The organism is Kribbella sp. VKM Ac-2569, from assembly GCF_004216905.1.
In the GTDB taxonomy this organism is placed as follows: domain Bacteria; phylum Actinomycetota; class Actinomycetes; order Propionibacteriales; family Kribbellaceae; genus Kribbella.
In genome coordinates this window covers 2,144,140-2,163,255 of record NZ_SGXJ01000001.1, presented here as the reverse complement: position 1 = coordinate 2,163,255, position 19,116 = coordinate 2,144,140, and the positions used below count along the sequence as shown (strand labels likewise).

Annotated in this window: 19 protein-coding genes; 11 read left to right on the top strand and 8 right to left on the bottom strand. The window is 68.8% G+C overall.

Features of this window, described 5'->3' with window-relative positions; genetic code table 11:
* Nucleotides 1–7 precede the first annotated feature (7 nt).
* Both EV649_RS10205 and pepN read left to right on the top strand, forming a co-directional pair.
* Nucleotides 8–397, top strand: coding sequence for a hypothetical protein (locus EV649_RS10205; RefSeq protein ID WP_130382757.1), 390 nt, complete (start codon nucleotides 8–10; stop codon nucleotides 395–397).
* A gap of 10 nt (nucleotides 398–407) precedes the next feature.
* Nucleotides 408–2,849 carry an aminopeptidase N gene (gene pepN, locus EV649_RS10200; protein WP_130382755.1) on the top strand — a complete coding sequence of 814 codons (2,442 nt, stop codon included), beginning with the start codon at nucleotides 408–410 and terminating at the stop codon, nucleotides 2,847–2,849.
* 1 nt (nucleotide 2,850) lies between these two features.
* On the opposite strand, the gene EV649_RS10195 is transcribed toward pepN, so the two are convergent.
* Nucleotides 2,851–3,390: an RNA polymerase sigma factor gene (locus EV649_RS10195; protein WP_130382753.1), complete on the bottom strand. Its 540-nt coding sequence runs from the start codon at nucleotides 3,388–3,390 to the stop codon at nucleotides 2,851–2,853.
* A 41-nt stretch (nucleotides 3,391–3,431) separates the two neighbouring features.
* Between EV649_RS10195 and EV649_RS10190 the strand changes: the two genes are divergently transcribed.
* Nucleotides 3,432–4,457 carry a serine/threonine-protein kinase gene (locus EV649_RS10190; RefSeq protein ID WP_130382751.1) on the top strand — a complete coding sequence of 342 codons (1,026 nt, stop codon included), beginning with the start codon at nucleotides 3,432–3,434 and terminating at the stop codon, nucleotides 4,455–4,457.
* Between the two features lie 17 nt (nucleotides 4,458–4,474).
* On the top strand, nucleotides 4,475–5,083 hold the full coding sequence (locus EV649_RS10185) for a hypothetical protein (protein WP_130382749.1): 609 nt from the start codon (nucleotides 4,475–4,477) through the stop codon (nucleotides 5,081–5,083).
* On the opposite strand, the gene EV649_RS10180 is transcribed toward EV649_RS10185, so the two are convergent.
* Genes EV649_RS10180 through deoC form a run of 4 tightly spaced genes read right to left on the bottom strand, consistent with a single transcriptional unit; the run spans nucleotide 5,073 to nucleotide 9,350 of the window.
* Nucleotides 5,073–6,086: a S66 peptidase family protein gene (locus tag EV649_RS10180; RefSeq protein ID WP_130382747.1), complete on the bottom strand. Its 1,014-nt coding sequence runs from the start codon at nucleotides 6,084–6,086 to the stop codon at nucleotides 5,073–5,075. The genes EV649_RS10185 and EV649_RS10180 overlap by 11 nt on opposite strands.
* A gap of 3 nt (nucleotides 6,087–6,089) precedes the next feature.
* Nucleotides 6,090–6,962, bottom strand: a complete 873-nt coding sequence (locus tag EV649_RS10175) for an aldehyde dehydrogenase family protein (protein ID WP_130382745.1) — start codon at nucleotides 6,960–6,962, stop codon at nucleotides 6,090–6,092.
* The gene (locus EV649_RS10170; RefSeq protein ID WP_130382743.1) at nucleotides 6,952–8,388 is read right to left on the bottom strand and encodes an aldehyde dehydrogenase family protein; all 1,437 of its coding nucleotides are present in this window, start codon (nucleotides 8,386–8,388) and stop codon (nucleotides 6,952–6,954) included. Before EV649_RS10170 ends, EV649_RS10175 begins: the two co-directional genes overlap by 11 nt.
* A 5-nt stretch (nucleotides 8,389–8,393) precedes the next feature.
* A complete protein-coding gene (gene deoC / locus EV649_RS10165) occupies nucleotides 8,394–9,350 on the bottom strand; it encodes a deoxyribose-phosphate aldolase (protein WP_130382741.1) in 957 nt (318 codons plus the stop codon).
* Nucleotides 9,351–9,396: 46 nt separating this feature from the next.
* Here deoC and EV649_RS10160 point away from each other — a divergent pair, with 46 nt between their 5' ends.
* From EV649_RS10160 to EV649_RS10145, 4 genes are all read left to right on the top strand, one after another.
* Nucleotides 9,397–9,957: a PH domain-containing protein gene (locus EV649_RS10160; RefSeq protein ID WP_130382739.1), complete on the top strand. Its 561-nt coding sequence runs from the start codon at nucleotides 9,397–9,399 to the stop codon at nucleotides 9,955–9,957.
* A gap of 7 nt (nucleotides 9,958–9,964) precedes the next feature.
* Complete coding sequence (locus EV649_RS10155) at nucleotides 9,965–10,861, top strand: alpha/beta hydrolase-fold protein (protein WP_241997951.1); 897 nt, start codon at nucleotides 9,965–9,967, stop codon at nucleotides 10,859–10,861.
* A 114-nt stretch (nucleotides 10,862–10,975) separates the two neighbouring features.
* The gene (locus EV649_RS10150; protein ID WP_130382737.1) at nucleotides 10,976–11,938 is read left to right on the top strand and encodes a neutral zinc metallopeptidase; all 963 of its coding nucleotides are present in this window, start codon (nucleotides 10,976–10,978) and stop codon (nucleotides 11,936–11,938) included.
* A 154-nt stretch (nucleotides 11,939–12,092) separates the two neighbouring features.
* A complete protein-coding gene (locus tag EV649_RS10145; protein WP_130382735.1) occupies nucleotides 12,093–12,542 on the top strand; it encodes a hypothetical protein in 450 nt (149 codons plus the stop codon).
* A 30-nt stretch (nucleotides 12,543–12,572) separates the two neighbouring features.
* On the opposite strand, the gene EV649_RS10140 is transcribed toward EV649_RS10145, so the two are convergent.
* A complete protein-coding gene (locus EV649_RS10140) occupies nucleotides 12,573–14,207 on the bottom strand; it encodes a phospho-sugar mutase (RefSeq protein ID WP_130382733.1) in 1,635 nt (544 codons plus the stop codon).
* A gap of 9 nt (nucleotides 14,208–14,216) precedes the next feature.
* Nucleotides 14,217–14,678 (bottom strand): gamma-glutamylcyclotransferase, encoded by a 462-nt coding sequence (locus tag EV649_RS10135; protein WP_130382731.1) that lies wholly within the window; start codon nucleotides 14,676–14,678, stop codon nucleotides 14,217–14,219.
* A gap of 31 nt (nucleotides 14,679–14,709) precedes the next feature.
* Here EV649_RS10135 and EV649_RS10130 point away from each other — a divergent pair, with 31 nt between their 5' ends.
* From EV649_RS10130 to EV649_RS10120, 3 genes are all read left to right on the top strand, one after another.
* Nucleotides 14,710–16,089: an NAD(P)H-quinone dehydrogenase gene (locus tag EV649_RS10130; RefSeq protein ID WP_130382729.1), complete on the top strand. Its 1,380-nt coding sequence runs from the start codon at nucleotides 14,710–14,712 to the stop codon at nucleotides 16,087–16,089.
* A gap of 260 nt (nucleotides 16,090–16,349) precedes the next feature.
* A complete protein-coding gene (locus EV649_RS10125) occupies nucleotides 16,350–17,228 on the top strand; it encodes a hypothetical protein (RefSeq protein ID WP_241997949.1) in 879 nt (292 codons plus the stop codon).
* Nucleotides 17,229–17,249: 21 nt separating this feature from the next.
* Nucleotides 17,250–18,146 carry a hypothetical protein gene (locus EV649_RS10120; RefSeq protein WP_241997947.1) on the top strand — a complete coding sequence of 299 codons (897 nt, stop codon included), beginning with the start codon at nucleotides 17,250–17,252 and terminating at the stop codon, nucleotides 18,144–18,146.
* Between the two features lie 51 nt (nucleotides 18,147–18,197).
* Here the strand turns inward: EV649_RS10120 and EV649_RS41090 are convergent, their stop codons facing one another.
* Nucleotides 18,198–19,037, bottom strand: coding sequence for a hypothetical protein (locus tag EV649_RS41090; RefSeq protein WP_198682378.1), 840 nt, complete (start codon nucleotides 19,035–19,037; stop codon nucleotides 18,198–18,200).
* Between the last annotated feature and the right edge of the window lie 79 nt (nucleotides 19,038–19,116).

Below are 19,116 nucleotides of genomic sequence, written 5' to 3'. Positions count from 1 at the left end.
TTCGGGTATGAACCCGGACGAGGCGATTCCCCTGCAGGCGTTCGGTGCGTTGCTGCACAGCCAGAACCTCGGCATGGTGTGCCGAGCGTTGAACATGTACCAGGTGGCCGCGGCGTACACGCAGGTGAGTGGCGGGAACCCGCTCGAGCCGATGGCCGATGAGGTGCGACAGGTTGCTCTGGGGATCGTGTCGCGGCCGCCTGTCGAGGAGAGCGAGGATGTTCCGGTCGGCTTCGATCACCTGAGCGCGTTGAACGTGCTGACGACGCTGGCTGAACCGGAAGACGCCGAGCTGATCGCCAACGTGTTGGAGAGCGCGCCGAACGACCAGATTCGGGCCGTCGCTTCGCTGGCAGCAGACACCGCGCGCCGGAAGGCGACCGGAGCGTCGAGATAGCGTTGCACCCATGCGCGCGTTGACAGTTGAAGAGGCCCGCCAGCGGGCGACAGACCTGGCCCTTCGGTCGTACGAGGTCGCGTTCGACCTGACCGGGGATGGCGACACATTCGTCACGACCAGCCGGATCCGGTTCGGGGCCACCAGCAGCACGAGCTGGGTGGACGTGAAACCCGAGCGATTGATCAGTGTCGAGCTCAACGGCCAGACTCTGGATACCGGCGCGCTCGACGGCGGCCGTTTCCCGCTGACCGGTCTGCAGGCCGAGAACGATCTCGTCGTCACCGCGGAGCTGAAGTACGCCGCCGACGGCGAAGGCCTGCAGCGGTCCGTCGACGCCGCGGACGGCCGCGTCTACACGTACGGCATGTCGTCCCTGGAGTCCGCGCCGCGGTACTTCCCCTGCTTCGACCAGCCCGACCTCAAGGCGCCGTACACGATCACGGTGAAGTGCCCCGGGGACTGGATCGTCCTCGGCAACGGCGCGGCCACCCGGACCGCGCCGGGGGAGTGGACGCTCGCCGAGACCAAGCCACTGTCGACGTACTTCGTCACGCTGGTCGCCGGCCCGTACCACCAGCTCCGCAGCGAGTACGACGGGATTCCGCTCGGACTCGCCTGCCGGCAGTCGCTGAAGGAGCACCTGGAGCGCGACGCCGAGGACCTGTTCCGGACCACCCGGGACGCGTTCGACGCGTACCACCGGATGTTCCGCGCGCGGTACCCGTTCGGCGAGTATTGGCAGGTCTTCGCCCCGGACTTCAACCTCGGCGCGATGGAGAACCCGGGCTGCGTCACGGTCTCCGACGATCTCGTGTTCCGCGGACCGGTGACCGACGCCGAACGCAGTACCCGCTCGCGGATCCTGGTGCACGAGATGGCGCACATGTGGTTCGGCGACCTGGTCACGATGAAGTGGTGGAACGACATGTGGCTGAACGAGTCGTTCGCCGAGTACATGGCGCACCGCGTGGCTGAGGACGCGACCAGCTACCAGGGCAACTGGGTCGACTTCGCGTTCGTCCGCAAGTGGTGGGGGCTGCAGACCGATCAGAGCAGCTCGACGCACCCGGTCGCGCCCGACAGCCTGAAGGACGCGCGGCAGTCGCTCGACGACTTCGACGGGATCTCGTACGCGAAGGGCGCGGCGGTCCTCAAGCAGCTGGCGAAGTACCTCGGCGACGACATTTTCCTCAAGGGCGTCAACGCGCATCTGGAGGCGCACGAGTACGGGAACGCGGACCTGCACGAGTTCATCGCCAAGCTCACCGAGGCCGGCGCGCGGGACCTCGACACTTGGTCGGACCAATGGCTGCGGACGTCCGGGGTGGACACGATCACCGCCGAGCGGACCGGTGCCGGGATCGTGCTGCACCGGAGCAGCCCGGACGAGTCCCGCCGTCTGCACAAGCTGAGCCTCGGCGCGTACGACGCCGACGGATCAGCCGCCTCGGTTGACGTGGTGATTGCCGGCGACGCGGCAGAAGTTGTGCTGGGCAACGATGCCGGTGTGGTGGTGCCGGATGCGGGCGACGACACCTGGGCGAAGATCCGGCTGGACCCGACGAGCCTCGCCAACCTGCCGACGGTGCTGCCCGCGATCACGGACGGCACCACACGGGCGGTGATCTGGAACTCGATCCGGGACGCGGTCGCGGACGCCGAGTTGGACCCGCGGCAGGCGCTGGAACTCTTCACGGCTGCGCTGCCGCACGAGGACAGCGACGTCGCCGTCGGCTCATTGGTCCGCTGGCTCGAGGAGCGGGTCCTCGGCGGCTACCTGGAGTACGACGAGGCGCGCGGACCGCTCGCTGATGCTCTGGGCAGCAAGCTGGCCACGACCGCGCCGGGCAGCAGCCTTCAACTGGTGACCGCTCGCGGCCTGATCTCGACGACGAACGACATCGCGTTGCTGCGGTCGTGGCTCGACTCTTCGGCGGCGCCCGATGGTCTCGAGATCGACGCGGATCTGCGGTGGGCGCTGGTGCTGCGGCTCGTGAGGCTCGGGGAGTTCGGCGCGACCGAGATCGACGCCGAGCTGGACCGGGACAAGTCGACCGAGGGCGTGGTTCAGGCCTCGCGGTGCCGGGCCGCGCTGCCGGACGGCAAGGAGGCGGCGTGGACGCGGATCATGACGGATCCGTCAGTCGGCGTACAGGAACTGCTCGCCGCGGCCGACGGCTTCTGGCACCCGGGGCAGGCCGCGATCACCGCGCCGTACGTCCAGCGGTTCTTCACCGACATCCCGCCGACCGCTGACATCCGGGCCGGCATGGTGGTCGGTCTGACCACGGCGCGGATCGCACCGCGGTACGTGATCGACGCGGACCTCGTCGGCCCGGCCGAGGCGTTGGTCGCGGACGGGTCTGTGAACTCGGGGATCCGGCGGAAGACGGCCAACTTCCTCGACGACCTGCGCCGCGCGCTCGCGGTCCGCAGTACCTTCGGCTGATTCAGCGGACGGTGAGGCGTTCCGCGACGGCCTTGCGGGCCTGATGGATGCGGGCCTTGACGGTGCCGAGCGGGACGTCCAGTTCGTCGGCGATCTCGGCGTACGACATCGCGCCGAGATCGCGCAGGACGAGCGGCTGGACGAGCTGCGGGTGGCTGGACTCGAGTGCTTCGAGGGCCTCGAGCAGGTCGAGGCGCGAGCCGGCGATGACCGAGGTGGTGCGCGGATCGACGGACTCCGGCATGACCTCGGCGGACTGCTCGACCGCGCGGCGCTTCAGCGATCGGTAGGTCTGCCGGGCCTGGTTGGTGGCCACGATCGTCACCCAGCCCGCGAAGCTGCCGGTGCCCTTGAAGGTGTGCACCTTGTTCACCACCTGCAGCAGGGTGTCCTGGACCGCCTCCTCGGCGTCCTCCCGGTACGGCAGGAACTTGGCCACCCGCCGCTGCACCTGCGGCCGGATCGCCTGAAGAAGTTGTGGAAGCACTGTTTTGTCCCCAGAAGCCGCCCGGGCCCCCAGTTCTTCCAACTCCTCGGTCATGCTCCCCCTTTTGAGCTTGTTTGTGACCGACAATAGCCGGGATGGATGTCATCGGGAGGTACCGGTTACGGGACAAGATCGGCGCGGGCGCGTTCGCGACTGTCTGGCGGGGGTACGACGACGACCTGGACGTCGACGTGGCCGTCAAGGTTCTCGCGGACAACTGGGCGTCGCGCGCCGACGTACGCGAGCGCTTCTTGTCCGAGGCGCGGTTGATGCGGCGGATCTCCAGCGACCGCGTGGTGCGGGTGTTCGACCTGGGCAAGCTCCCGGACGGGCGGCCGTACTTCGTGATGGACTACGTCGGCGGCGGCACCTTGGGCGACGTACTGCGGCAAGGGCCGCTCGACGCGGTGGACGCGCTCTGGTGGGGCGCGGACCTGGCGCGAGCGGTGGCCGCCCTGCACAGCGAGGGCGTGGTGCATCGCGACGTCACCCCGGCGAACCTGCTGCTGCGGCCAGGTGACGAGATCGGCGGCGGAACGCACCGGATCGTGCTCGCCGACCTCGGTCTGGCGAAACGTGCCGCGGAGGCGTCCGGGCTCACACAGGCCGTCGGTACGCCGTCGTACATGGCGCCCGAGCAGGGTCGCGGCGACGGAGGGTTCGACGAGCGGGCGGACATCTACGCGGTCGGCGCGGTCACGTACGCACTCGTCACCGGGCATCCGCCGTACTCCGCCGGCTCGATCGGCGACGTACTGAACCGGGACCCGGACCTGGCGCCGCCGAGCCTGCGCTCGGTGCTGCACGACTCGGTCGGGCAGCTCGACGATGTGTTCGCGCGGGCGCTGGCGTACCGCGTCACGGATCGCTGGGAGCGCGCGGACACGTTGGCCGAACGCCTGGAGGCAGAGGCGTACCGGCTGGAGCAGGAGGCCCCGCTGCGGGCGGCCGAGCGCACCGAGATCACCGACGACGACCTGGACACCACCGTCGCGACCGAGCCCGTCTCGACCGATCCCCCGGCACGGCGACGACGCCGACGGCGCGCGTGGTTCCTGCTGGCCCTGCCCGTGGTGTTCGTCGCCGCAGGCGCCGGCGGATGGTTCCTCTTCGGCCGGTGACTGCATAGAGTAGTCATATGGCTACTTACCGCAGTCTTGTGGTGACTCTCGCCTTACTCTTTCCGACTCCAGCACAAGCTCAACCGATCGCGGGCTATGCGTGCCGCGCGGACACCAAGTTCGGTCGGCACACGCTGTCGCTGCGGCAGGGCGTCGAGGCGCAGGCGCCGGCCGTCGTCCCCGCCAACACCCGCTTCACGATCGCCGTCCACCTGCAACCCGGAACTCTCCCGGGCGAGGTCAAGGGCTTCAAGCTCAAAGAAGTCCGCGACCTCACGCTCCGCGTCCCGATCCCGGCGAACTCGTCGTACGTGAGTGCCCACCTCACTGGCGGCTCGGGCTTGAACTCCACCCCGACCGTGCAAATCGAGGGAAACATCGCAGTCATCAAGGTCGCCGGCCCGATTCCCGGCGGCGCGAACTTCCAACTGCCGACCCTCAGCGTCCGGCTGAAGTCCGGCCGCCATGGAACCACCATCGAGACCAAACTCAAAGGCACCAGCTACGACGACCCCGGCCTCACCTTCCAGGCCAAGATCAAGTGGAAGTTCATCACCACCACAGCCCCAGTCGCCTGTTACCCGAACCCGAACCCGCCCCTCACCAGGACCAGCGTCAGTACGTGACGGTGATTCGTTGTGCGGCTGGGTCGAGGTAGATCTGGCCGCCGTACGGGAGGACCAGCATCGGGTCGGTGTGGCCGATGTCGAGGCCCTTCACGACGACGGCGTCCGGGTTGTACTCCGCGAGCGCGCGGTCGACCGCCAGGTACTGGCCGGTGACGTAGGCGACGGACTCCTCTGGCGTGAGGATCCGATCGAGGGACGTGGACTTCGGACGGCCCCAGAGGACTGCGTCGAAGCGTTCGAGCAGGCCGCGTTCGCCGAGGTTGCGGAGGATCCGGTAGACGTCCTCGGACGACGGCATCTCCTCGCTCGTCTCGCCGAACAGCACGCCGCCGTACGACTCGGTCGGGAGCATCCAGCGGTTGGCGGACAGTTGCCAGTCGAGAATCTCGATGCACCCGCCCCACAGCTTCCCGCTCACCGCCTGCGACCCGCTCCAGGTCCAGCCGGTGCCGGGGAACGTCGGCGGCTCGGTCTCCAGGTTCTCCGGGACGTTCCAGTCGTGGTCGTGGTCGGTCCAGGCCTTCGCGGGCGTCAGTTCGAACTCGCCGCCGGTGAACATCGCCGCGCGCAGCGCGCGCTCGGTGTCCGGGTGCATCGCGCCGCCGCGGCCGAACTGGACCATCACGCTGCCGCCGTAGAAGCCCGGCAAACCCAACGAATACAGGAAATTGAGCAGGTTCGTGTTGTCGCTGTAGCCGAAGAACGGCTTCGGGTTCGCCTGGAACACCGCTGGGTCGAGATGCTTCAGTACGGTGATCTGGTCATCGCCGCCGATGCTCGCGAACACCGCGCGGATCGACGGATCCGACCAGGCCGCGTGCAGATCCGCGGCCCGCTCCTGCGGAGTGCTCGCGAGCTTCCGGGTGGTCGGGTACTCGACCGGTTCGAGCCCGAAGTCGTCGCGCAACCGGCGCAGCCCGAGCTCGAACGGACCGGGAAAGATCTCCGGCAGTCCACGAGACGGCGAGACGATCGCGACCCGGTCACCTGGTTTCAGCACTGCCTAGACTCCGATCGGGTGCCAAACGGTCTTCAGTTCGAGGTACTGCGTGAGTCGCGAAAGGCCCTGATCCGCGGACCAGTCCTCCTCGGCGGGACGGCGTACCCGCTTGAGGTTGCCGGCTGCGGCGATCTCCAGGTCGCGGGCCTCGTCGTCGGACGTGATGCCGCACAGGTCGATCGCGTTGACGTCGTCGTGCGACGCCAGCCACGGCCCGATCTCGGACGCCGACCCGGTGAGGAGGTTGACCACACCACCCGGTACGTCGGAAGTCGCCATCACCTCGCCCAGCGTCACAGCCGGCAGCGGGCGCTCGAACGACGAGACCGCGACGACCGTGTTGCCGGAGACGATCGCGGGCGCGATCACACTCGTCAACCCGAGCAGGCTGGAGTCCTGCGGCGCCAGTACGGCGACCACGCCGGTTGCCTCGGGCAACGAGAAGTCGAAGTACGGCCCGGCCACCGGGTTCGACGAGCCGACCACCTGGGCGAGCTTGTCGGCCCATCCGGCGTACCAGACCCAGCGGTCGATCGACGCGTCCACGACCGCGCGGGCCTTGGAGATCGACAGCCCTTCGGACTGTGAGACCTCCAAGCTGAACTGCTGGTGCCGGCCCTCCATCACCTCGGCGATCCGGTACAGCACCTGACCGCGGTTGTACGCCGTCCGTTCGTGCCAGCCGCCGAACGCCTTGCGGGCCGCGACGACCGCGTCCCGGGCATCCTTGCGGGAGGCCTGCGACGCGTTCGCGAGGAACTTGCCCTTGGCATTGTTCACGACGTACGAGCGTCCGGATTCGCTGCGGGGGAAGGCGCCGCCGATGTAGAGCTTGTAGGTCTTGCGCACCTCGAGCCTTTGCGTGTCAGTGGGCAAGGTAGGCCTCCAGACCGTGGCGACCGCCTTCGCGGCCGTAGCCCGACTCCTTGTAGCCGCCGAACGGCGACGTCGGGTCGAAGCGGTTGAACGTGTTCGCCCAGACCACGCCGGCGCGCAGCTGGTTCGCCATCCAGAGGATCCGGGAACCCTTCTCGGTCCAGATCCCGGCGGACAGCCCGAACGGCGTGTTGTTCGCCTTCTCGACCGCCTCGGCCGGGGTCCGGAAGGTCAGCACGGACAGCACCGGGCCGAAGATCTCCTCGCGGGCGATCCGGTGTGCCTGTGAGACGCCGGTGAACACGGTCGGCGGGAACCAGTAGCCGTTGGCCGGCAGCTCGCACTCCGGCGACCAGCGCTCGGCACCCTCGTCCTCGCCGACCTGCGACAGCTCGCGGATCTTCGCCAGCTGGGCCGCCGAGTTGATCGCGCCGATGTCGGTGTTCTTGTCCAGCGGGTCGCCGACGCGCAGCGTGCCCATCCGGCGCTTCAGTCGCGCGAGCACCTCGTCGTACACGCTCTCCTGCACCAGCAACCGCGAACCCGCGCAGCACACATGGCCCTGGTTGAAGAAGATGCCGTTGACGATGCCCTCGATGGTCTGGTCGATCGGCGCGTCCTCAAAGACGATGTTCGCCGCCTTGCCGCCGAGCTCCAGCGTGACCGCCTTGTGCGTGCCCGCGACCGACTTCGCGATCGCGCGGCCGACGGCGGTCGAGCCGGTGAACGCGACCTTGTCGACGTCGGGGTGCTCGACCAGCGCCTGTCCGGTGCGGCCGGCGCCGGTGACGATGTTCACCACACCCGGCGGCAGATCGGCCTGCTGGCAGATCTCCGCGAACGCCAGCGCGGTCAGCGGAGTGGTCTCGGCCGGCTTCAGTACGACGGTATTGCCTGCCGCCAGTGCCGGCGCGATCTTCCACGCCAGCATCAGCATCGGGAAGTTCCACGGGATCACCTGGCCCGCGACGCCCCACGGCTGCGGGTCGTCACCGACCCCGGCGTACTCGAGCTTGTCGGCCCAGCCCGCGTAGTAGAAGAAGTGCGCGGCCACCAAGGGGATGTCGACATCGCGGGACTCGCGGATCGGCTTGCCGTTGTCCAGCGACTCCAGCACCGCGAGCTCACGGGCGCGCTCCTGGATCAGGCGCGCGATCCGGAACAGGTACTTCGCCCGGTCCTTGCCGCTCATCGGGCCCCAGACCTTGTCGAACGCCTTGCGGGCCGCGCGAACGGCCTTGTCGACATCCGCCGGTCCGGCCTCGCTGACCTCCGCGAGCACCTCCTCGGAGGCGGGGGAGACGGTCTTGAACGGCTTCCCGTCCGTCGCCTCGACGAACTGGCCGTTGACGAAGAGCCCGTACGACGACTTGATGTCCACGATCGCCCGGGACTCGGGCGCGGGTGCGTACTCGAATCTGCTCATGCCTGTCAGTCCAAGGTGAAGTAGTCGGGGCCCGGGTAGTGCCCGGTGGCCAGCTTGGTGCGTTGCATCAGCAGGTCGTTCAGCAGGCTGGACGCCCCGAAGCGGAACAGCTCCGGGTCCAGCCAGTCCGGTCCGGCCGTCTCGTTGACGGTGACCAGGTACTTGATCGCGTCCTTCGCGGTCCGGATCCCGCCGGCCGGCTTGACGCCGATGTGCAATCCGGTGGCCTCGTGGTAGTCGCGGACGGCTTCCAGCATCACCAGCGTGACGGGCAGCGTGGCCGCGGGGGACACCTTGCCGGTGGAGGTCTTGATGAAGTCCGCGCCGGCCAGCATCGCCAGCCAGGAGGCCCGCCGGACGTTGTCGTAGGTGACCAGTTCACCGGTCTCCAGGATCACCTTCAGGTGCGCGTCGCCGGCCGCCTCGCGGATCGCGGCGATCTCGTCGAAGACCATCGCGTACCGCCCGGACAGGAAGGCGCCGCGGTCGATCACCATGTCGACCTCGTCGGCGCCGGACGCGACCGCGTCCTTGGTGTCCTGGATCTTGATCGCGAGGCTGGAACGCCCACTGGGGAAGGCGGTTGCGACACTCGCCACGTTGATGCCGGTGCCCTGCAGCTCGCGCTTCGCGGTGGCCACCAGGTCCGGGTACACACAGACCGCGGCGACCTGCGGAGCCGTCGGGTCGGCCGGGTCGGGCCGTTTCGCCTTCGCGCACAGGGCCCGCACCTTGCCAGGGGTGTCCTGGCCCTCCAGCGTGGTCAGGTCGATCATCTGGATCGCCAGGTCCAGCGCGTACTGCTTCGCGGTGGTCTTGATCGACCGGGTGCTCAGGGTGGCGGCGCGGGCCTCCGCGCCGACCTGGTCGACGCCCGGCAGCCCGAGCAGGAACCGGCGCAGCCGATCCTCGGACGAGGTCACGTCGGCCAAGCTGTCGACGCCGCTGTCGAGTGTGGTCACCCACGGCAGTCTAGTGCCGATTCTGAGGGCCGGTTACTTTGTGCGGGTGAAGTCGAAATCGCCGGAGAGCGAGCAGTACCTGTCCGCCTCGAACCGGATCACCGGGTCCATCGTGATCGTGATCGGGGCGCTCGGCCTGGTCGACATACTGCTGGAGTGGCGGACTGCGACCGGGCTGCTGGTCGGCAGCGTCATCGGGATGTTCATCGTGCTGGCGTACGTCGGACTGATCCGTCCGTCCGTGACGCTGAGCCCCGAGCACCTGCTGCTGCGTAACCACCTGCGCGACCACCAGATCCCGTGGTCGAAGGTGACCGGCGTCGACGTGACCGACATCCTCCGGGTGCACATCGACGGCGACCGGTTCCGTGCGCCCGGTGTCCAGCTGGTCATGCGGGACCTTCGCAAGCAGCGGGTCGGCGGCCGCAAGCTCGCCGCGGACAGCTCGATCTCCAAGGCCGACTTCGTCGTGAACCGGATCGAGTACCACCAGGAGCAGTACGCCGGGAAGTCCCAGGGCGACGTGGTCAGCGGGTGGGCGAGGCCCGAGCTGACCGTCCTCGGCGTGCTGGCCGTGATCGCGGTCGTCGCCGCCATGGTCCGCTGACCGGCGCGTGCTGACTCGGCGCGCGTTCGTCCGCACCGGCGCCGCGGCGGCGGTGACGGGTGTCGCGGCAGTGGCTGCCCTGGAAACGGGCGTCATCCCCGGCCGCGCCCGGGTGCACGACCTTCTCGGTCTCACCGGCCCGGACGGCGTCGTACCCGACGTACCCGCGGGTCCGGTGGTGTCCGGGAGCTTCGACTCGTTCGGCCGCCGTACGAAGGTCGGCTACAGCATCATCTATCCGGACGGGTACGACGCATCGGCCGAGCTGCCCGTCGTCCTCGTCCTGCACGGTCGTGGCGGCGACCACACGTCGGCCGTCAACGATCTCGGCATCGACCGGTACCTGACCGCCGCGGTCCGCGCAGGTACGCCGCCGTTCGCGCTGGCAACCGTGGACGGCGGCCAGGACAGCTACTGGCATCGCCGGGCCGACGGCAACGACCCAGGGTTCATGCTCGACCAGGAATTCCTTCCGCTACTGGCCCGACGCGGCCTGCAGACCAGCCGGTTCGGCGTCCTCGGCTGGTCGATGGGCGGGTACGGCGCCTTGCTGTGGGTCGCCCTGCACTACTGGCAACGGCGGGTCGGGCCGTCCGCGCGAGCGGTCGCGGTCGGTGCGCTCAGCCCGGCCCTGTGGCTCAGGTACGCCGACGTACAGCCGGGGGCGTTCGACGACGCCGCGGATTTCGAGCGCAGCCAGGTGTTCGACCGGCCCAGCGGATTCCGAGACGTTGCCGTCCGCATCGACTGCGGCCGCGACGACCCGTTCGCCGACGCCGCCCGCGAGCTCCGCGAGCAGTTGCAGGCGTCCGGCGGGCAGCAGGCCGGCGTACACACTCCCGGCTACTGGCGGCGCATGCTCCCTGACCAACTGCGATTTCTGGGCGAGAAAGTCGGCCGCTGACGGGAACTGTGGTGTGAATCGCCGCGTCAGAGCCCGTGTTCGACCCCTGAGTGAACCCCTGTGCACTCCAGGATTGGTCCAGACAGGTCCCTAGACACATCGAGAGTGGAGCTCATGGTCAACCTCTCCCGCTACACCCTGCGTGGCATGGCCACCGTCGGTGCCCTGGCCGGCTTCGCCGCGCTGGCGCTGCCGAACGCCCAGGCCGCGCAGACCTCCAGCACGACCAAGACGGCTGCGACGGCCGCAACGGCGACCACCGCCGACCCGGCGATCCCGAACGGCCACCAGCCGATCGTCATCGGTAACCCGCCGGCTGGTGAAGGCGTGACCACGAAGGCGTCGCTGACGAACATCGTGCGCTACAACCGCCTGTACAACACGGGGCCGATCACCCCGTCGAAGTGCAAGGAGGTCAACGTCTCGCTGCGCTACTACACGGGCGTCAACCAGTACCTCTCGCAGCTGTTCCGCTGCACCTACGCCGAGTGGGCGCTGCCGCTGAAGCAGGCCGGTGCGGCGTACAAGGTGGCCCCGACGCTGGTCGTCACCACCGCGCGGACCATCAACTCGTACTGTGGCGTTGTCACCGACACCGCGTTCTTCTGTGCGTACAACGGTCGTTCCTGGATCTACATGCCGACCGGTCAGATCATGAGCTTCTGGAAGTCGAGCCCGACGCTTGCCCGGGCGTACGCGACCAACACGCTGGCTCACGAGTACGGTCACCACGTCCAGTGGCTGACCGGCATCCTGAACGCGTCCTGGCAGCGTCAGCGCGCCTTCAGCACCTACGCCGCGCAGCTCGAGGAGAGCCGCCGTCGTGAGCTGCAGGCGTCCTGCCTCGGTTCGGCCAGCCTCGGCGCGAACAAGCGTTACTACCCGATGGCGGGTGGCCTGTACCAGCAGTGGGTCTACGTCGTGACGAACTCCGGCGACCAGCCGGGCGGCGTCCGTGACCACGGCTCGCTGAAGAACCACCGGTTCTGGTCGTTCGCCGGCTTCAACGCGGCGCGCAGCTACGCCGTCGCCGGTAACTGCAACACCTTCAACGCGAATTCCACCTACGTCGCCTGACGTAGTACGTAACTCGGCCGCCCGGTACGCGTTGGCGTACCGGGCGGCTGTTTCTTTTTGGCGACACCTGCACGATCTGCGATCGTGTGGTTACTTGTTTCGGGTGCGGACGCCCTAGAGTTCTTGAGTCGAGCATCGAACGGCAGGAGTCACTGTGAACTACGACGAGTTCAACACCGAGTACGCGAAGGTGCTGGACAAGATCAAGAGCGGCCGGAGCACCTGGTCGGAGCTGTCCGGGCACGTCACCCGGCTGCGGCAGGCGACCGCGGGGATCACCGTGCCGGTGGAGCGCACGCAGGTCGACCACGACCTCGCCGCGCTGAGCCAGATGGTGGACATGTCCCGGCGTACCAACGACAAGGAGGACGTCTGGACGGTCACGTCCGAGGCGATCCGCCGCGCCAGCAGCCAGGAGGGTTCGGTCGCCGACCGGATCGCCCGGATCGACGCGGCCATCAGCGACATCGCCGCCCTGGCCAACCGGAACCCGGACGAGCGGGACGCGCTGATGCAGTCCACCAGCACGCTCCGCATCCTGCACTCGTCGCTGCAGAGCTCCCTGCACGCCGAGGAAGCCGAAGCGGCCGCAGCCGCCCGCTGAGCTCAGAGCCACCCGCCAGGTGTTCTGAGGTCAAATACCTGCCGCGGCAGCCAGATCCGACTTGACGGCTGCCAACGCGGTGGCTGCCTGAGCGCGTGCCGCGGGGACGTCCGTCGTGACCGGGACGACCACCTCGAGGTAGCACTTCAGCTTGGGCTCCGTACCCGACGGGCGCACGACCACGCGTGCGCCGTCGGACAGCGTGTACCGCAGCCCGTCCGTCGGGGGCAACGACTCCGACCCCTTGCTCAGGTCGTCGATCCGCTCGACGGCGTACGCCCCGAGTGCCGTGGGCGGCGCCGCGCGCAGCCGGTCCATCGCCTGAGCGATCAGCGACAGGTCGTCGACCCGCGCCGACAACTGGTCGGTCGCGTGCAGCCCGTGCTTGACCGCGAGATCGTCCAGCAGGTCGAGCAGCGTGCGTCCCGCCGCCTTCGCCTGCGCGGCCAGCTGCAGCACCCGGACCAGCGTCGACACGCCGTCCTTGTCCTTCACAGCCGCCGGATCCACGCAGTACCCGAGCGCCTCCTCGTAGCCGAAGACCAGCTCCGGCACCCGCCCGATCCACTTGAACCCGGTCAGCGTCTCGACGTACCGGACGCCGTACGACGCCGCGATCTTGCCGAGCAGCGACGACGACACGATCGAGCACGCCGCCACGCCGTCGGGGCGTGACGACAGCAGGAACTCACCGAGCAGCGCGCCGAGCTCGTCGCCGCGCAGCATCCGCCAGCCGCCCGCGGCCGCAGCGTCCGGGACGGCGACCGCGCACCTGTCCGCGTCCGGATCGTTCGCCACCGCGATGTCGGCGTCCATCGAACGGGCCAGCTCCAGCGCGGCGTCGATCGCGCCCGGCTCCTCCGGGTTCGGGAACGAGACGGTCGGGAAGTCCGGATCCGGGTCGGCCTGCGACGCGACCACCTGCGGTACGGCGAACCCGGCCCGGGCGACCGCGGCCTCGACCAGGGTCCGTCCGACACCGTGCAGCGGGGTGTACGCGACGTTCAGGTCCCGTGGCGCGTCGGCCGGCACCAGCTGGGCGATCCGGTCCAGGTACGCGTTCAGCAGGTCGTCCCCGGTCGTCTGCCAGTCGTCGCCTCGCGGTACATCGGCCAGCGGGCCGACAGCGGCGATCGCGGCCGCGATCTCGGCGTCGGCCGGCGGCACGATCTGCGAACCGTCACCCAGGTAGACCTTGTAGCCGTTGTCCTGCGGCGGGTTGTGCGACGCGGTCACGACCACACCGGCGACCGCGTGCAGGTGCCCGATCCCGAAGGCGACGACCGGCGTCGGGGCCGGCCGGTCGAGCAGTACGGCGTCCAGGCCGGCGCCGCGCATCACGGCCGCGGTGTCCTGCGCGAACACGTCCGACTTGTGGCGGGCGTCGTACCCGATCAGGACCGGGCCGTCGGTGAGCCCCTTCGCCTTCAGGTACGCCGCGAGTCCGGCGGCGGCGCGGATCACGACAACCCGGTTCATCCGGTTCGGTCCGGCGCCGACGGCTCCGCGCAGACCCGCCGTACCGAACTCCAGGGTGCCGGAGAAACGGTCCGCCAGCTCTGCGGTCTCCCCGGCATCCAGCAGCGCCTGGAGTTCGGCGCGCGTGTCGGGGTCGGGGTCTTCGCTCAGCCACGCTTCGGCGGCGGCCTTCAGATCATCGGTCACATGGGCACTCTAATGACCCGACGACTGACAGGGCCGTGAGCGGATGTCCGCCACGTAGTCGTCGGGAGCTCCGGCCGCTTCGGCGGCCTCGGCCAGGATGCCCAGGTAGCGGGCCGAGGGCAGACCGCCCTCGTAGGCGTTCAGCACGTACATCCAGGCCAGTTGCTCGCCGTCCAGGGTCTGCACCCGGACCTGGATCTTGCGGTAGACGCCCTGGTCGATCCACTCCCACTCGTCGAGCCTCTCGACGTCCTTGGGGTGGATGTCGTAGAGCGCCACGAAGACCTGGTTGGCGGGGTCGGCCGGGTCCTCGACCACGGTGGCCATCGCGCCCTCCCAACCGAGCTCCTCGCCGCCGAAGGTGAGGCGCCAGCCGGTGATCCAGCCGGTCCCGCGCAGTGGCGAGTACGGGCACCGCTCGGACATCAGGTTCGGGTCCAGATTCGACGCAAACGCGGCGTACAGGGTCACGGAATCAGAGGATACGGAAGAATGACCTCCCGTGGCGCGAGTTGTGATCATCGGAGGCGGTCCAGGCGGGTACGAAGCGGCCAGTGCGGCCGCCCAGCTGGGCGGGGAGGTAACGGTCGTCGATTCCGACGGGATCGGCGGTTCTGCCGTGCTCACCGACTGCGTACCGAGCAAAACCCTGATCGCCACCGCGGAGGTGATGACCGAGGTGGAGGAGGCCGGGGAGCTGGGTGTCCGGCTGGACGACGGCGACGACGACCCGGCGAACTCCGTGCGTGTCGATCTCTCCGTCGTCAACAAACGGGTGAAAGCGCTCGCCACCGCCCAGTCCGAGGGCATCGAGCGCCGGCTGGACAGGGACAAGGTCCGGATCGTCAAGGGCCGCGGCCGCCTGGACGGGCCGGAAACCGTGGTCGTCGGCGACGAGCGCCTGGACGCGGACGTGATCCTGATCGCCACTGGCGCAAGGCCCCGCATCCTCCAGGGCTCCGAGCCGGACGGGGAGCGGATTTTGACCTGGGAGCAGGTCTACGAGCTCGAAGAACTGCCCGAGCGGCTGATCGTGGTCGGGTCCGGTGTCACCGGTGCGGAGTTCGCCAGCGCGTACGACGCTCTCGGCAGCGACGTCGTTCTGGTGTCGTCGCGGGACCGGGTGCTACCCGGTGAAGACGCTGACGCGGCAGCAGTCCTGGAGGACGTGTTCAAGCGACGCGGACTCACGGTCCTGGGCAAGTCCCGGGCCGAGTCGGTCAAGCGGCAGGGCGACGGAGTCGTGGTGACGCTGACCGACGGCCGGAAGGTCGAGGGGTCGCACGCGCTGCTCGCGGTCGGGTCGCTGCCGAACACCGACGACATGAATCTGGTCGAGTCGGGCGTGTCGCTGACCGACGGCGGGTTCGTCCAGGTCGACCGGGTCTCCCGGACCACGGCCCGCGGCGTCTACGCGGCCGGCGACTGCACCGGCGTACTGATGCTGGCCTCGGTGGCCGCCATGCAGGGCCGGATCGCGATGGCGCATGCGCTCGGCGATGCGGTCACCCCGTTGGACCAGTCAACGGTCTCCGCGAACGTCTTCACGGCCCCCGAGATCGCGACGGTCGGCCTGACCCAAGCCGTGGTCGACGCCGGCGGCAGTACGGCGATGGTCGTCAAGGTGCCGCTGTCCGACAACGCCCGCGCCAAGATGCAGGGCGTCCGCGACGGTTTCGTCAAACTCTTCTGCCTCCCCAATACCGGCATCGTCGTCGGCGGTGTCGTGGTGGCCCCCCGCGCCAGCGAACTCATCCATCCCATCTCGCTGGCCGTCGGCGCCCGTTTGACGGTCGACCAGGTGGCCCAGGCCTTCACCGTCTACCCCTCGGTCTCCGGCTCGGTGGCCGAAGCCGCCCGCCGCCTCCACCTGCGCAGCTGAGCTCGGTGAAGGCGGCGGTCGGCTGCTACGCGCCGTACAGGTACGCGTTGCCGTTGTACCGGTAGCTGGTGTCGTACGGGAAGTCGGCGTTCCAGTGGTGGTCGAACCGGTACAGCACCCCGTCGGGGCAGGTCCTTTCGGAGAAGGTTTCTCGCTCAACTCGATATGGCCGCCGGCGGAAAAGTTGCGGCTCGGAGTCCGTCCCGATCAAGATCAGTGGATAACGCAACTTCGGCGGACCAGGCTGCATCGTCTGAGGTGTGAAGAGCTACCTGAGACGGGCCTCCACTGCTGCAACGGCCGCCGTACTGCTGGGCGCACTGGCCACCATCGCCCCGAGTACGACGGCCGCTGCCGCTCCGGCTGCTGCCTGCAAGATGCAGCTCCAGCCGGTGACGAGCGGCGGTGACGCGCCCAACACGACCATTACCGCCGGGACACCCCCGACCGCGAAGACCGTCGCCGGACCTCATCTGTTCTCGCCCGGAGCAGCGCGGGTCAGCTCGACCTGGCGCTGGGACGCCGGCTCGAACGACGGGTACGTCGTCCTCGGATCACGCCTGTACCAGGTGTCCTGGGGCTACGACGAGATGACCGGCGAGCTGTACATGTACCCGAACCTGGTCGGTGGCGGCTGGGACAAGTTCACGATGTTCGAACAGGCCACCTACGGCTCGCCGGCGACCCGGATCGCGCGCTACGGCCTGCGCAACGACGGCGTCCTGTTCCGATGGACGAGCTGGAAGAACGTCCGCCAGTACCCCGGGTTCGCCTCGGTGAAGGCGATGACGCTGATCAGTGAGACCAAGACGTACGACACATTCCTCGCGACCACCCGCGGGGGTGCGCTGTACACGATCCACATCCCTGCGGACACCCGGTTGCAGCCGACCGTGAAGAAGGTCCGCACCTCGACCTGGCAGGGCTTCGAGACCCTCGTGGCCGAGCGTTGCGGCACGCAGAGCACGTTGCTCACGGCAATCGACAAGGACACCGGCAGCGCCTACCTGTACGCCGTCGGGCACGCCAACGGCACCTCGACCGTGATCCAGGGCCTGGGCAAGGTCCCCGGCACCTTCAAGGACCCCGTCACCTCGCTGTGGCGCCTCGACGACGCACTGCCCCGAAACGGCGAATAACCACTCCTGAAAGGCATTTCGATGAAACTGAACCGGGCTTCCGCTGTGGCGGCCTCCGCACTGCTGGTCGGCGGGCTGGCCGCGACGTCGGCCGGCACCGCGACCGCTGTCGGCACTGCGACCGCGGCCGCGACCGCCGCCTGCTCGATCAACCTCGGCTCGATCACGGCCGGCGGTGACATGGCCAACGCCGCGGTCACCGCGACGTCGCCGGCCACCGTCAAGCGGTCGACCGGCCCGCACATGTTCTCCCCGGGACTCGCGAAGCTCGCGTCGACCTGGACCATCTCGCTGGGCGTCGGGGCGGACTACACGTGGTCCGGCAACGTGATCGTCAGCGGGACGCTGTACGGCGGCTCGTACGGCGTGGACTCCACCGGCAAGCCGTTCACCTCGCTGAAGTCTCGCGGCGTCGGATACATCGGCTACAAGACGATCGAGTCCTCGTGGTACTGGGGCAAGACCAGCCGGACTGCGGAGTACCGGCTGCGCGGCGACGGGGTGCTCTACCGGTACACCTCGGGAGGCCGGGTGGTGACGCGTTGGTCGGGCTACTCGTCGGTGAAGACGATGGCGCTGATCAGCGAGACCGCGACGTACGACACCTTCCTGGCCACGACGAACGGTGGCGCGCTCTACACGATCCACATCCCGGTCACCGGCGCTCCGGTTGTCAAGAAGGTTCGCACGTCGACCTGGCAGGGGTTCGAGTACCTGGTCGCGGAGAAGTGCGGCACGCAGAGCACGCTGCTCGCCGGGATCGACAAGGACACCGGCTCGGCCTACCTGTACGCCGTTGGTCACGCCAACGGAGCCTCGACCGTGATCAAGGGCCTGGGCAAGGTGCCCGGTGACTTCAAGGACCCGATCTACTTCTTGAACACCGCCGAGGGGAACGCCCCGCTGTTCGGCGAGTGAGCACAGCACAGGGCCCCGGTGACCAACTGGTCACCGGGGCCCTGTCGCGTTCTAGAAGTCGCCGCCGAAGTCTCCGCCGCCGAAGTCGAAGCCGCCGCCATCGCCGCCGCCGTCGCCTCCGCCGTCGAACGGGTTGAAGTCGCCCCCGCCGTCACCGCCTCCGTCGCCGCCGCCATCGCCGCCGCCGTCGTAGCCGCCCGCGTAGTCGCCGTACCCGCCGCCGGCGAACATGCCGCCCAGCATCGTGCCGAGGAACATGCCGGTCATCACACCGCCGAGCGCACCGAACATGCCCTGCGCGTACGGCGAGTAGGCCGGGCCGGCCTCCCAGTACGGAACCCGCTGCGGGCCGACCATGACCTTGCGGACATCCGGCTCCGCGCCGGCGCGGACCCGCTCGGCGTCGGCCGCGCAGGCCGGCACCTCACGCGGCGCGCCACCCGGCGGCGCCCAGCTCACGTCCTCGACGGACGGGCCGTGCTGCGGGTTGAAGAAACAGGACGGACGGCGCTGCGGCAGCGGCTCGCCGTTCACCCGGGCGCGCACACAGGTAGCCGCGTACCGGCCGTCCTCGAGGATCTCGATCACGTGCTTGATCTGGTCGGCCTCGGTGACCTGACCGACCGCCTGCTTCGCGGACTCGTAGGAGTCCAGCGCGCGCTGGTAGTCCTGCCGCGCGCCGTCGCCGAGGTCCTTGCCGACCATGTCCAGGTCGAGGTCCTGCAGCTCCTCGCCGAACCGGGTGATGTCCTCGTCGGCGGTCCGCTTCACCGCCTCGAGCTCGGCGGCGGTGATCTGGTGCTGCTGCTTGGTCTGCAGCTGGGTCCGACGGTACGAGCGGTACGCCAGAACCGCGATCACCACCACGGCGATGATCAGGATGAATTCCATGTCGGGCCTCTCTCGGGGGCTTTAGGGAGAGCCTATCCAATCCCTCAAGACAGGCGACGCCACGCAGGGTGACGTAATG